This is a genomic window from Lachnospiraceae bacterium, assembly GCA_025758065.1.
Taxonomy (GTDB): domain Bacteria; phylum Bacillota; class Clostridia; order Lachnospirales; family Lachnospiraceae; genus Enterocloster.
The window spans coordinates 193,354-206,623 of sequence record CP107199.1 but is presented as its reverse complement, the minus strand read 5'-3'; the positions used below and the strand labels follow the sequence as shown (position 1 = coordinate 206,623).

Sequence of the window (13,270 nt, the reverse complement as noted above, 5' to 3'; positions counted from 1 at the left end):
TCAATAGAACCATTTTCTTTTAATATTATTGAAATCGATTGCAAAAAAAGCAATTAAAAAAGTATAAAAGATGAAAGATAAAGGAGAAAGTGATCATGAAAAGAGTTCCTTATGAAGTAATGGTAAATGAGTTTGAGAGAGTATTAACCAAGTACGGTTTTGAGCCAAAGGATGCAAAGGCTTCTGCAGAGCTGTTTGCACAGAATTCTATGGCTGGTGTATATTCTCATGGATTAAACCGTTTCCCAAGAGTTGTTGATTATTTAAAGAAAGGCGAGATCGATCCAAAGGTAAAGGCTGAAAAGATCATGGGATTTGGTGCTTTTGAGCGTTGGGACGGACATCGTGGTTTCGGGCCTTTAAATGCAAAACTGGCAATGGACCGTGCAGTAGAGCTGGCAAAGGAATTTGGTATGGGTATCGTTGCACTGGGAAATAACAATCACTGGATGCGCGGCGGCAGCTATGGATGGCAGGCAGCAGACCAGGGCTGTATCGGTATCTGCTGGTCCAATACCTGTCCAAACATGCCTGCATGGGGTGGTATGGATCGTAAGATCGGTAATAATCCACTGATCTTTGCAGTACCAAGAAGTAATGGAGAGCATGTAGTCATTGACTGTGCCGTATCCCAGTTCTCTTATGGAAAGTTGGAAGACTGCCGTTTAAAGGGACAGCAGCTGCCGGTACCTGGCGGATATGATACCAATGGCAATCTGACCACAGATCCTGGGGAAATCGAAAAGACCTGGCGTGTACTTCCAATGGGTTACTGGAAAGGCAGCGGTATTTCAATTGCTCTTGACCTGATCGCAACTGTACTTTCTAACGGAAATTCTGTACAGAAGATCGGCACCTTCGGCGATGAAGTAGGTCTGACCCAGATCATGATCGCTATCGATCCGTCAAAGGGCAACAGCGTAGAATTGACTGATGAGATCGTAAATAATATCGTAGCAGATGTAAAGAGCTCCATTCCTGTAAAAGAAGGCGGAGAAGTTTATTATCCAGGCGAACTGGAACTGTTAAACATCAAGCAGAACAAAGAAGAAGGTATTCCGGTCATCGAAGAAAAGTGGGAAGAAGTACTGGGAATGTAAGCTTCTGTCTGCACTAGTACATCGTTTCGTAAATAACTGTACGAATCACGTAGGATGCGGATTTGAGTGTGCAGGTCTAAAAACGCAGGCGTAGCGGGCTACGCTGAGGCTTTTAGGCCTGTGCAATCAGATTCGCAGACAAGTGAGTGGTATAGTTATTTTGAAAACGATGTACTAGCAGCCAGAGGAGTGCGTGAAAACTGAATTTGTCTGGAAAGTCCAAAATAAAAACAAGCGGTGCAAGGCAGTGAAAAATGCTTTGCACTGCTTGTTTTTTTATTTTGCCATGCGTCTGCATAGTATACACCTGTATAGTAAGAAAAAATTTATATCTTTTCCTATAGAACTATGATACACTTAAAACTACACTCCCGTTACAATGCGGGGAAAAACGAAAGGGAGAACAGACCGATGCTTTGTGCCAGAGGGATCTGCATGTCTTACGGCAGACAGAAGATACTGGAAAATGTGGATATTGACCTTTCACCAGGAGAATGTGTGGGGATCGTTGGGGCAAATGGCTGTGGAAAGACTACGTTATTGTCCATTCTTGCAGGAGCAAGAAAAGGGAAAAAAGGAAGCATCCTTGTAGACGGAAAGCCATTTTTTAAGGATCATCCTGTTGCCTATGTACCCCAGGAAAATCCACTGGTGGAAGAACTGTCTGTAAGGGATAATCTCCTTTTATGGTATAAGGGAGACAGGAAAAAGATGGAAAAAGACCTGGCAGATGGTCCGGCTGCCATTTTAGGCATTTCACAGATGTTAAAAAAGACAGCAGGGCAGTTATCAGGAGGTATGAAAAAAAGGCTGAGTATTGCCTGTTCCCTGGCTTTAGGAAGCAGATACCTGATCATGGATGAACCGGGAGCTGCGCTGGATCTGGAATGTAAGGAGATGATCCGCCGGTATTTAAAAGATTATGTAAGAGAAGGCGGAGCCGTACTATTAACATCTCATGAGATGGAAGAACTGGCAGTGTGCAGCAAATTATATGTATTAAGCCAAAGTAATTTAAAAGAAGTACCTTTAGGCCTGACGGCAGAGGAACTGATAAAAACCTTTCGCAATCAGCAGTAGAGTAAAATGTCCGCAGTGCGTCCGCCTCTGAAATTTGGGTGTAACTGGCGGAAAATAGACCGCAAAGACAAGTACAGGAAAGACTCTGGGAGTACATCAGGTACAAAAGATTCCGGGAGAATATTGAAAACAATGTGAGGAGAAAGTAAGCGTATGAAAAAAACACAAAAGATCATATTAGCAGGAGCAGCAGTGGTAGCGGTAGCTGTAGGAGGCGTATTTTATGTAAAATCCACAGCTAAAGATCCAAAAGATGTGGTCATTGACGCTTTTAAGTCTGTTTATGCAGAAGGGCAGACCAACCCGCAGGAAGAATTGTTTGGGGTAAAAGAGCTTTTGGAAAATACCAGTAAAAATGGGGAATATGGCCTGACACTGAAATTAGACAGCTGTTCTGATGAAACCATTAATGCATATGCAGGAAGCGGACTGCGGATCGCAGGAAAAACAGATATTGAAAATCTGCATTCCAGCATTAATCTGGCAGCTATTTACAATGGGATGGATCTTGCAAATGTAAATGGCTATTATGGGGATAAAAAGGTTATGGTGTCCATGCCGGAGATATCCAGTTATGTGTTTACAGCGGATCTGAATAAGGATCTGGGCCAGCAGCTTACAGATTCACCGTTCTTTGGCCCTATGTTAGAGGAGCGCGGCATAGACGTTGCTGCACTGGATGATTACATAAAAGAGCTCATAGCCCAGGCAGAACAAAACAGCAGTGAAGATAAAGGAGCAGGCGCTTTTGATGTAAAAGCCTTATGGGACCGCTATAAAGAAGGCTGTGAAGCACAGGATAATTTCAAAGCAGCCATGACAGTAGAAAAAGCAGAAAAGGGCACTTATACAGTTGATGGGAAAAATGAGACCTGCAAGGGCTATACAGTTAATATCAGTAAAGATTCCATGGTAGACTTTTTACGTACATCTGCGGATTTCTTCCTTCAGGATGAAGAACTTAAAAGTGCCTTTTTAAAACAGCTGGAGACAACTGTAAAATTGAGCCAGCTTCTTGGAAATGATATAGAAAGCGATATCCCGTCTATAAAGGAGCTTCAGGAACAGACATATGAAGAAACAAAGGAAAATGTGGAAACCATGATCCAGTATGTGGATAAAGCACTTACAGATGTGCAGATGACTGTATATGTAGATAAAAGCGGCCGTTTAGCAGCCATGGATGCAGTGACCTTTGTGAATACAGAAAGCTTTGCAGGGGATGAAGGTGTAAAACAGGTGAAGATCGACTTCCACGCAGAAGTAAAAGGCGGCGCTTACAGACTGCAGAATTTTGTGACTACCATCGGCCTTACTGCAAATGAGGACAATGTGACCATCCGGGCTGACCGTGTGGGAACTTACGATGGAAAGAATTTAGAAGATTCCCTGACCTTTTCTGTATTTGAAGAAGGTATTATCGATCTGAACGGCGAAATTTCCAGCACCTATGAAAGTGAAACGGGAAAAGAAAATAACCGCATTACTATCAGTGACGGAGAAGACAATTTATTTACCATGAACGTGGATAGTACAGTGGATGAGCTGGAAAAAGGAAAATCTCTTCATGGAACCATTAACAGTGCAGAATTTACTTCCTTAAATGGCCAGTACAGTGCTGTATTCTCCGGCGAAGGTTATTTACGTCCATTAGAGGGAGATATAGAGCCGTTAGAGGGAGAGACTTTTGATATATTTGCAGCCAGTGAAGAAGAGTGGAATGCAGTTGCCATGGAAATGGCATTTGGCGTATTTGGCCTTGCAGCACAGATCAGCCAGTAAAGAACTGGAATGCTGATGACAGCGGATATTACAGTTATGACACAGGAAAAGAGGATGTAAAAGGATGAAAGCTTTCTGGTCATATTTGAAAATGGAATTAAAAAGAGCTGTAAAACGCCTTCCTTTTCTGGCGCTGGGAACAGCAGCTCTTGTGCTTCTTTTAAGTGGCGGAGCTCTTTTAGGAAAAAATATGCTGTATGGAAATAAGATTTCCGGACGCATTAAAGTAGCAGTGGTCCTTCCGGAACAGGATCCGCTGTCCCGTCGGGCCATGGGAATGCTTCAGTCACTTGAAAGTGTAAAAAGTCTTTGTGATTTTACAAATATGAGCAGGGAAGAAGCGGAAAATGGACTAAAAAAGGGCAGTGTGTATGCTGCCCTTTTTATGCCGGAAGGCTTTGTGCAGGATATTATGAGTGGCACCAATACACCGGTAACAGTGGTACTGGCGGACCAGTCCCAGATGGAAAGCCGTATTTTTAAAGAACTGACCCAGGGGGGAGCAAAAACCCTGGGAGCAGCCCAGGCGGGCATTTACAGCGGGGATGAATATCTGATCAAAAAAGGCAGACAGGAAGAAATACCGGCACTGGAAGATGAATTAAACCGTTTGTACCTGGAAGCCAGCCTTCCAAGAATGGATTATTTTAAGAAGGTGAAAATAAACGGGGCCGGAAACATAAGCACAACCTGTTTTTACGGGATCAGTGCCAGTGTGCTGGTCTTGCTTTTTTCCGTATTGTCTGTGGCTGGTTTCCTTCTTCCATGGAATAAGGGTATGAGAGAAAGCCTTGACGGAGCAGGAATGGGGCCGAGGATCAGGACTGCGGGACGGATCCTGGGATTAAGTTTTCTGCTTTTTTGCATTACCCTTCCTGGTGTAAGCGCAGCTGTTGTTATGGACCAGATCCCGGTGAAGCATCTGTTGTCTTTAGAATTTGCAAAGATCATAGCTTTGTCAGTATTGACCGATCTGTCGGCAGCAGCTTTCTGTAATGGACTTTTCCGGCTATCCGGCAGTCTGCCTGGGGGAGTTCTGCTCCTGTTTTTGGTGACGACTGTCAGCCATTTTGCAGCAGGCGGCTTTTTGCCTAAGGTATTTTTGCCCCAGGCAGTACAAAGAGTATCTTCCTGTATGCCAACAGCAGTATTGATGGATGCTTTCCGGTCTATGGTAACAGAAAGCATGGGAAAAAATGAAATACTCCGTCTGATGGTACTTTTTACAGCCGGTTTTCTGGTCAGCTGGTTTAAGGAGGTGCAGGAAGATTGAAAATGGTATTTGTATGGTTTTTTCTTTCCTGTAAGCGGTATTTGAAAAAGCCGGGGATCCTGCTTGCACTGCTTCTTCTGCCGGTGACAGCATGGATAGCCGGAAAGTATGTTCACCCAGAAAATGAGGGAATAAAGATCGCGTTGTATCTTCAGGAGACAGCCGGGGAAAATGTGGATCTTTCGGAAAATGGGGAGCAAAAAAACGGATCAGGAGAATATGATCCAGAACAAAACTGGGAAAATATGGGAATACAGCTGGTAAAGGATCTGTTAAACAGTTCTATAAAAGAAGCTGATAATACCAACGGTGCATCTGCAGAGTCCGAAAGCTTATTCTGGTTTTATCTCTGTGACAGCGAAGAACAGCTGAAGGCTCATGTGGCATCAGAAAAAGCAGAATGCGGCTATGTGGTACCGGAAGATCTGGGAGAACGTCTGCGAAATAAAAAGATAAAAAACACAATAACATTGTATACATCCCCATCTACAGTAACAGGCTCCCTTTCTACAGAAAGCATATTTGCAGCACTGGCAAGACTGTATGACCGCCAGATACTGGTGGATCACATGCAGGATGAAGCAACAGGAGATCTGTACGATACATGGTATGCAAATGGAAATATTTTCCATTTTGAATATGTTTATGGAGATATTCAAATTGATGCGGACCATGTCCGGACTAAATCTGCAAACAACATTTTTCCTGTAAAAGGGATTAATGCAGTGATCATTTTCATAATGTCCCTTTACAGCGCCTGCATTCTAAAAGAAGATGAGAAAAAGGGTCTTTTTTCCACATTACATTCAGGAGAAAAGCAAAGCTGCCAGATAGTCATGTTTCTGGCACTTCCGGTGCTGTCTTTCATATCAGGGATTCTGGCGCTGCTTTTTGCCGGGATTTTAAAAAGCGGAATATCTGGGATCTTTCAGATAGCAGAACTTATCCTTTACACCACAGCAGCAGGCGTCTACGCCTGGATACTGAAGCTTCTGGTAAGAAGCAGCAGCATCCTGTTGTGCCTGATCCCTTTCTTTCTCATGGGAAGCCTGATCTTTACCCCTGTTTTTGTGGATATAGGCCGCTTTGTGCCATCCATTGGGTGGATAGGACGGCTGTTTTTGCCGTACTATTTTCTTCATTAAGATTTTTATAATAGTTGACGCCATTTCATTTTCAGCGTATGATGGGAAGTGACTGACACAAAGACTGTGTAAATCACTTTCTGAGTGAAAGACGCTGAAAATAAATAGACAAGCTTATGAAAGAACGTTCCGCCTGTTTTGCAGCCCAGAACAGCTGGCCGGATCTTGATTTATGTTTATAGAAAAGATACAATGCCCTCTTTTGGCTTTTGTGTCTGTATTTCGCGCCTTTTAACGTGTTATGCAGTCGTAAAAGATGGAAAGGGGGTATTTTTTTGCAAAAATGCGGACAGGAACAGGAAAAAGGCTTTCAGGCTTTTACAGCGTTGATAAAGGCCTGTATTCCGACACTGGTCCTTCTGATCCTCTGGCAGCTGGCATTTCTGTCAGGAAAATGGAGCGCTTATGTGCTTCCGGGGCCAGGAAAAGTATGGAGTTCTTTTTTGACCATGTTGGGAAATGGAACACTGTTTAAGCATATTTTAGTAAGTTTTAACCGCGTCCTTACTGGTTTTTCCATATCTTTTTTATGTGCTTTCTGTCTGGGAATGCTGGCGGCCCTGAAAAAAGATCTGGAAGTTTATTATGGTCCTTATGTGGAATTTATGAGGAATGTGCCGCCGATCAGCCTGATCGCTCTTTTGATCCTTTGGTTTGGTATTGGGGAAACGTCAAAGATCATCATTATTGTGCTTGCGTCCTTTTTTCCTATGTTTATGAACATCCGTAAAGGCCTTCTTTCCTGCGATAAAAAGCTTTTGGAAGTAGGAAAGACCTGTGGTCTGTCAAAAACAGCCAGTTTTTTTAAGATCAGGCTTTTCTGGGCGCTTCCGGATATCTTAGTGGGAATGCGGATTGGTCTTGGATACAGCTGGCGGGCTATTATCGGTGCAGAAATGATCGCAGCAGGAAAAGGCCTTGGATACCTGATCCTGGATGCCCAGCAGATGTCCCGTTCAGATAAAGTGATCGTAGGGATTTTTGTGATCGGCCTGACAGGTCTGCTTTGTGATAAAGTGTTTTTGTGGATCATCAAAAAATGTGTCAGGGGAGGTGTGGAAAATAGCTGAAATCAGATTAAAACAGCTGGAGAAAAGCTTTGAAGTATCAAAAAACAGACATCCTGTGTTAAGGCAGTTTTCCACAGAGCTGGATACAGAAAAGATCACAGTGATACTTGGCCGCAGCGGCTGCGGAAAAACCACGCTGCTTCGCATTCTGGCAGGTCTTGAAAGCCTGGACGGGGGAGAGATCCTTTTTGAAAAACAGGAAAAGCTGGGAGTGGTCTTTCAGGAACCACGGCTGATGCCATGGCTGACGCTGGAGCAGAATATTTTGTTTGGAGCAGATAAAAAGAAATATTCTAAAAATCAGTTAAAGGAAAGGGAAGAAGGTCTCCTGAAGCTTACGGGCTTGGAAAAATTTGGAAATGCCTATCCAGATCAGCTGTCAGGCGGAATGATGCAGAGGGCAGCTTTAGGACGGGCGCTGGCCTGTGATGCCTCCTATCTGTTAATGGATGAACCATTTGCAGCCCTGGATCATTTTACAAGACAGACCATGCAAAGGGAGTTTTTACGGATCTGTGTAGAGGAAAGGATGGGGGCATTGTTTGTCACCCACAGCGTAGATGAGGCCCTGCTTTTAGGGGATGAGATCCTTATCATGGAAAATGGGAAAGTGGGAAGGTGGTTTGATATTGGGAAAGAAATGCCATATCCCAGAGACCTGTTATCGGAAGAAATGATCAATATCAAACGGGAGATCGTTAAAACACTGGAAAACAAGCCTGCAATGTAAAATAGAATTGTGGGAGTGTAAAGCACATAGCAATTCGGCATCAGAGGGGTCAAAATATTTAAAAATTAAAATTTAAAAACAATATGGGAGGAAATGAAATATGAAAAAATGGAATCTTTATGCAGCAGCAGTGCTGGCAGCAGTGGGAATTTTAGGGGGCTGCGGAGCAAAAAATGCCGAAATCCAGGCACAGCCACAGAACGCGGAGGCAAGTACACAGGAAAATACAGAGGCAGAAAGTACACAAGCAGAAAGTACACAAGCAAACGCAGCAGAGTCCAAAGCAGAAACAGAGAAAAATGGCACTTTATCTGTGACCTATGTAAAATCCCCGTTAAATGTGCCAAGTATCGTAGAGCAGGATCAGGAGATCTTTGCCAGTGTATTTGGTCCAATGGGCTATGACATCCAGTATTCAGATCTGACTACAGGACCGGAGCAGACCCAGGCATTAGCTTCCGGGGACATCCAGTTTTTAAATGCAGTAGGCGCAACTTCTGTTATTTTATCTGCTTCCAATGATGCCGATATTAAGATCATGAGTATTTACAGCCGCTCTCCAAAGGCATTTAAGCTGTTTGCAAAGGATGACAGTATTAAAACGGCAAAAGACCTGAAGGGAAAGAAAGTAGCAGGTCCCAAAGGAACCATTTTACATGAACTGTTAGTTGCGTATTTAAACAATGAAGGAATGACAGAGGATGATATTGAATTTATGGCAATGGGAATCCCGGATGCACAGGCTGCTTTAGCTGGAGGAAGTGTAGATGCAGCTTTACTTGCAGGACCGACTGCCTACAATATGGAAAAAGACGGTTATTATGTAGTAACAGACGGTGAAGGCCTTACAGAGGCAACCATCGTTACTGCAACCAGTGAAAAATTCTACGAAGAACATCCGGAACTGGTAAAAGCTTTCCTTACTGCCCAGAAGCAGGTATTAGATAAAATGGATGCAGACCACGCAGCAGCAGTAGCAGATACTGCAAAAGCAACTGGTTTAGAGGAAGCAGCAGTAGAAGAAATGTATGGTCTTTATGATTTTAATATGGAGATCAAGGACAGCGATATTGAGGCCATGGAAAAAACAGAGAAGTTTATGGAAGATACCGGCATGATCGAAAATTCTGTAGATGTGGCATCATTGATCCTGGATGTGAAATAAATATCATTTGTTGATTGTAGGTGAAAGAGTTATAGGATATAATAAGGCTGTTATAAAAATGAAAGTACCATTTTATAGCAGCCTTTTTTCTGCTTTTAGCAGTAATGAGAAACCAAAAAAGCGAGGTTAAATATGGATTACAAGATCATCGTCCTGGATCTGGACGGAACACTGACAAATAGAGACAAGATCATCACACCAAGGACCAAAGAAGCCCTTATGAAAGCACAGGAAGCAGGCAAGATCGTGGTCCTGGCATCAGGCCGTCCAACAGCAGGAGTAGAACCTTTGGCAAAAGAACTGGAACTGGCCCGGTTTGGAAGCTATATTTTATCTTACAATGGCGGTATGATCACTAACTGCAAAACAGGAGAAGTGATTTTTTCCTCCCTGCTTCCGGTAGAAGCAAATAAAAAGATCATGGGTTTGGCAAAGGAATACGGAGTGGATTTCCTGACTTATGAGGGTGAGGAGATCATTACTAACAATGATGCCTGTATCTATGCTCACAAGGAGTCAAAGATCAATCACCTGACTCTGCGCCAGGTAGATGATATGGAAGAACATGTAAACTTTCCGGTAGCAAAATTCCTTCTGTTAGATGATGGGGATTATCTGGCGACTGTGGAGCCGAAGGTAAAGGCAGCTATGGGAAAGAACTTTGCGGTATACCGTTCAGAACCTTATTTTCTGGAGGTTCTTCCAAAAGGAATTGATAAAGCACAGTCTTTAGAGCGCCTGCTGCAGCATTTAGGCATGACAAAGGAAGAAATGATCGCCTGTGGGGACGGTTACAATGATCTGACCATGATCCAGTATGCCGGACTTGGGGTTGCCATGGAAAATGCAGTTCTTCCTGTAAGGAAAGCAGCTGACTATATTACTGCTTCCAACAATGAGGATGGTGTAGGTCTGGTAGTAGAGAAGTTCATGCTGGCTTAGGAAAAAAATATATAAGAAAATGTCTGAGCGCCTCGGAAGTTCCGGGGCATTTTTGAATCTGTACCTGTGGCCAGCTGCTAAGAGCAGGACCAGCAGGTTTTATAGGTTAATTCATAAAATGATGATGTTGGGGTAAAAAGGCATTTTGACCCCTCTGATACCGAATTGCTACGTGCTTTGCACTCTCGCAATTCTAAAAACATTCGTAATCCGCTCATTTTTCTTCAAAAAATGGCTTCTTACTCATGTTTTTGGCGGGTCCCAAGTTCAAAAATCCTCCTGCAAGCAAGCTTGCATCGGATTTATGACCTTTTGACCCTGGTATCAAAATGATGTGAGTGTCAAAAGTAAATTTTGCCACTCACTGATGTAACCGGATTGCTCCATTGCTACGCAATTCCCGCAATCCTCGAACACCTCAAACTCCCATAAAATGGCGTATTCACACCATTTTATGGGAGTTTGAGGTGTTCGGCGTGTCAATAAGTATAAATTGCTTATTTGTGCGAGCACAAACGCAATTTATACTTTTGACACTTACATCATAAAATGGATCTGTTCTGTAGTAACTGGTGTGAAACGGGCCAGTTCCCGTCCGTCCAGGTCAGTCTTATGCATATCCACAGCACTGATCTGGTGATTGTCATAGGTGGTATAGTAATAGATGCCCTTTGCAGCATTGCAGCAGGAAGTATAAAGGGTGATCTCATATTTCCCATCTGCTACTTCGCAGCAGCCTCTCTGCTGATCCACAGAACCTAAAATATGGAAAAACTGGCTGACGCTTGAAAGTTCGTCCCCGCTGCACCGGGAATTCATTTTTACATAAGAAACCCTGACAAAACGGGAGGAAGAGGACAGGTCTCCGGGAAGACCTAAAGCGCCCATTCCACGGCTGTAGGCATTTAAAGACAGTCCTTTGGCAAATGTATTTGCAGGCTGTTTTGGTGATAAGTGCATATAGTTGTTTAACTGGAACATCTGCTGTGGAAAAGGGGGATTGTTGGTGAGGACGCCAATGGGATTGTCATAGATCATCAGCCCTTCTTTTACAGATTCGACGGTAATAGAGCCTGTTTCATCGGCAATGAGCCAGTGGAGACTTCCTACAGGAAGCTGGGGGCTGAAGGGTGTATCTACCAGATCCATGTTTTCCAGGGCTTCTTTCGCTTCTTTTAAAGAAGCACAGGTACCCAGTATAAATGGGATTAGTTCAAACTGCGTGATCTGTTTTTTGGAAGTTTCCAGATTTACAGGTTTATATGTTGCATTTCCAACGAAATTCAGGCCTGCAATGCCAAGACCCTTTTCATTCATGGCATCATAATAAAGAGGGTAATCTCCTGAAACATGAGCCATGCCTATGATAGCGTAGTGGTTTTCAAGTTTTTTGCTATGGCGCAGGGAAAATACATAATTTCTGGGAGTGACCGTGATCTCATCCCCATAGGAAAATTCATAATCCAGAGTACGCCCCATGTAAAAGTCTCTGGTCTTGTAGGTTGCGGCTGTACACATAGTAGTTGCTCCTTTCTGTCTGGCACCATATCCGCCAACGGCGGATACAGGTATGCACAGTGGTTTTGCCCGCATGAGTTGGGAAAATGTTGCTATACAGAGTAAAAAACTGTGGCAGAACACACGATTATTCTGCCACAGTCCTTTATCAGATATACTCTGTTTTAGATTCTTGCGATGCCTTCCTCAATAGCAGTATCAGCAACAGCTTTTGCAACTACATCGGCAACGCCTTTATTTAACGGGGAAGCAATGATATTTTCAGGAGTCAGTTCCTCATCTGGGATCATGCTGGCAATTGCATAGGAAGCTCTCTGCTTCATTAATTCGGTGATCTCTTTTGCACGGACAGAGAGTGCGCCCTTAAAGACACCTGGGAATACAAGTACATTGTTGATCTGGTTCGGGAAGTCGGAACGGCCGGTACCAACAACAGCAGCGCCGCCGGCTAAAGCCTCGTCAGGCATGATCTCAGGAGTTGGGTTTGCCATGGCAAATACGATACCGTTGTTCATGGTGGAAACCATTTCCTTTGTAACCAGATTTGGACGGGATACTCCGATAAATGCGTCAGCATCCTTTAATGCATCAGCTAGTTTACCGTGTTCATGATTTAAGTTGCTGATATGGGAGATCTCCTCCTGACCTGGATTTAAGCCTTCATCGCCTTCGCAGATGATGCCGTTAATATCACACATGATCACATTTCCAAAGCCCATGTTGATCAGGTGCTTGCCAATAGCGATACCTGCAGCGCCGGCACCATTGATTACGATTCTTAACTTACCCATTTCTTTCTTTGTTACCTTGATCGCATTTAATAAAGCAGCTGCAACAACGATAGCAGTTCCGTGCTGGTCATCATGGAATACCGGAATGTCGCACATTTCCTTTAAGCGGCGCTCAATCTCAAAGCATCTTGGAGCTGCAATATCCTCTAAGTTGATACCGCCAAAGCTCTTGGAGATCAGGTAAATGGTCTGGACGATAGTATCGGTGTCTTTAGAGTCGATGCACAGTGGGAATGCGTCTACGTCAGCAAATTCTTTAAACAGGGCGCATTTTCCTTCCATAACCGGCATACCGGCAGCAGGACCAATATCGCCAAGACCTAAAACAGCGGTTCCGTCTGTGATAACAGCTACCAGGTTGGAACGGCGGGTCAGCTTAAAGGACTGCTCGTAATCTTTTGCGATCACACGGCATGGTTCTGCAACGCCTGGTGTGTAAGCAAGGGAAAGATCTTCTCTGGTCTCGATCTTTTTACGGGAAATTACCTCGATCTTTCCGTGAAGGTCATAATGCATCTGAAGGGAAGCCTGATTGATATCCATAGTGTGTGTCTCCTTATAATAATTAATTATACTCACATCACCCCACCAGGGGGTGTGTATTAACAATATTTCTAAATACAGATCCCGCATTGATGTGCTTTGCTATCTGCTTTGGCAGGCGGGACCAATGT

Annotated in this window: 11 protein-coding genes; 9 read left to right on the top strand and 2 right to left on the bottom strand. The window is 43.7% G+C overall.

The window, feature by feature from the left end:
• Window positions 1–95: 95 nt before the first annotated feature.
• The 9 genes from yiaK to OGM16_00920 all read left to right on the top strand — a co-directional run bounded on the left by yiaK (window position 96) and on the right by OGM16_00920 (window position 10,287).
• Window positions 96–1,100, top strand: coding sequence for a 3-dehydro-L-gulonate 2-dehydrogenase (yiaK, locus tag OGM16_00960; GenBank protein UYJ46886.1), 1,005 nt, complete (start codon window positions 96–98; stop codon window positions 1,098–1,100).
• A gap of 411 nt (window positions 1,101–1,511) precedes the next feature.
• Complete coding sequence (locus OGM16_00955) at window positions 1,512–2,180, top strand: ABC transporter ATP-binding protein (protein UYJ46885.1); 669 nt, start codon at window positions 1,512–1,514, stop codon at window positions 2,178–2,180.
• 153 nt (window positions 2,181–2,333) lie between these two features.
• The gene (locus tag OGM16_00950) at window positions 2,334–3,962 is read left to right on the top strand and encodes a zinc ribbon domain-containing protein (GenBank protein UYJ46884.1); all 1,629 of its coding nucleotides are present in this window, start codon (window positions 2,334–2,336) and stop codon (window positions 3,960–3,962) included.
• A gap of 64 nt (window positions 3,963–4,026) precedes the next feature.
• Window positions 4,027–5,235, top strand: a complete 1,209-nt coding sequence (locus OGM16_00945) for an ABC transporter permease (GenBank protein ID UYJ46883.1) — start codon at window positions 4,027–4,029, stop codon at window positions 5,233–5,235.
• Window positions 5,232–6,380 carry an ABC transporter permease gene (locus OGM16_00940; protein UYJ46882.1) on the top strand — a complete coding sequence of 383 codons (1,149 nt, stop codon included), beginning with the start codon at window positions 5,232–5,234 and terminating at the stop codon, window positions 6,378–6,380. Before OGM16_00945 ends, OGM16_00940 begins: the two co-directional genes overlap by 4 nt.
• Before the next feature lie 275 nt (window positions 6,381–6,655).
• Window positions 6,656–7,450, top strand: coding sequence for an ABC transporter permease (locus OGM16_00935; GenBank protein UYJ46881.1), 795 nt, complete (start codon window positions 6,656–6,658; stop codon window positions 7,448–7,450).
• Window positions 7,451–7,505: 55 nt separating this feature from the next.
• Window positions 7,506–8,180: an ABC transporter ATP-binding protein gene (locus tag OGM16_00930; GenBank protein UYJ46880.1), complete on the top strand. Its 675-nt coding sequence runs from the start codon at window positions 7,506–7,508 to the stop codon at window positions 8,178–8,180.
• Between the two features lie 100 nt (window positions 8,181–8,280).
• Entirely contained in the window at window positions 8,281–9,345 is a 1,065-nt protein-coding gene (locus tag OGM16_00925) for an NrtA/SsuA/CpmA family ABC transporter substrate-binding protein (protein UYJ46879.1), read from the top strand.
• A gap of 132 nt (window positions 9,346–9,477) precedes the next feature.
• On the top strand, window positions 9,478–10,287 hold the full coding sequence (locus OGM16_00920; protein UYJ46878.1) for a Cof-type HAD-IIB family hydrolase: 810 nt from the start codon (window positions 9,478–9,480) through the stop codon (window positions 10,285–10,287).
• Window positions 10,288–10,824: 537 nt separating this feature from the next.
• Here the strand turns inward: OGM16_00920 and bsh are convergent.
• Both bsh and OGM16_00910 read right to left on the bottom strand, forming a co-directional pair.
• Window positions 10,825–11,805: a choloylglycine hydrolase gene (gene bsh, locus OGM16_00915; GenBank protein ID UYJ46877.1), complete on the bottom strand. Its 981-nt coding sequence runs from the start codon at window positions 11,803–11,805 to the stop codon at window positions 10,825–10,827.
• Between the two features lie 164 nt (window positions 11,806–11,969).
• Entirely contained in the window at window positions 11,970–13,139 is a 1,170-nt protein-coding gene (locus OGM16_00910) for an NADP-dependent malic enzyme (protein UYJ46876.1), read from the bottom strand.
• Between the last annotated feature and the right edge of the window lie 131 nt (window positions 13,140–13,270).

Coding starts and splice junctions, on each gene's coding strand:
- OGM16_00945 (UYJ46883.1), top strand. CDS start 4,027: ATGAAAGCTTTCTGGTCATATTTGAAAATGGAATTAAAAAGAGCTGTA.
- OGM16_00910 (UYJ46876.1), bottom strand. CDS start 13,139: ATGGATATCAATCAGGCTTCCCTTCAGATGCATTATGACCTTCACGGA.
- bsh (UYJ46877.1), bottom strand. CDS start 11,805: ATGTGTACAGCCGCAACCTACAAGACCAGAGACTTTTACATGGGGCGT.
- OGM16_00950 (UYJ46884.1), top strand. CDS start 2,334: ATGAAAAAAACACAAAAGATCATATTAGCAGGAGCAGCAGTGGTAGCG.
- OGM16_00925 (UYJ46879.1), top strand. CDS start 8,281: ATGAAAAAATGGAATCTTTATGCAGCAGCAGTGCTGGCAGCAGTGGGA.
- yiaK (UYJ46886.1), top strand. CDS start 96: ATGAAAAGAGTTCCTTATGAAGTAATGGTAAATGAGTTTGAGAGAGTA.
- OGM16_00920 (UYJ46878.1), top strand. CDS start 9,478: ATGGATTACAAGATCATCGTCCTGGATCTGGACGGAACACTGACAAAT.
- OGM16_00955 (UYJ46885.1), top strand. CDS start 1,512: ATGCTTTGTGCCAGAGGGATCTGCATGTCTTACGGCAGACAGAAGATA.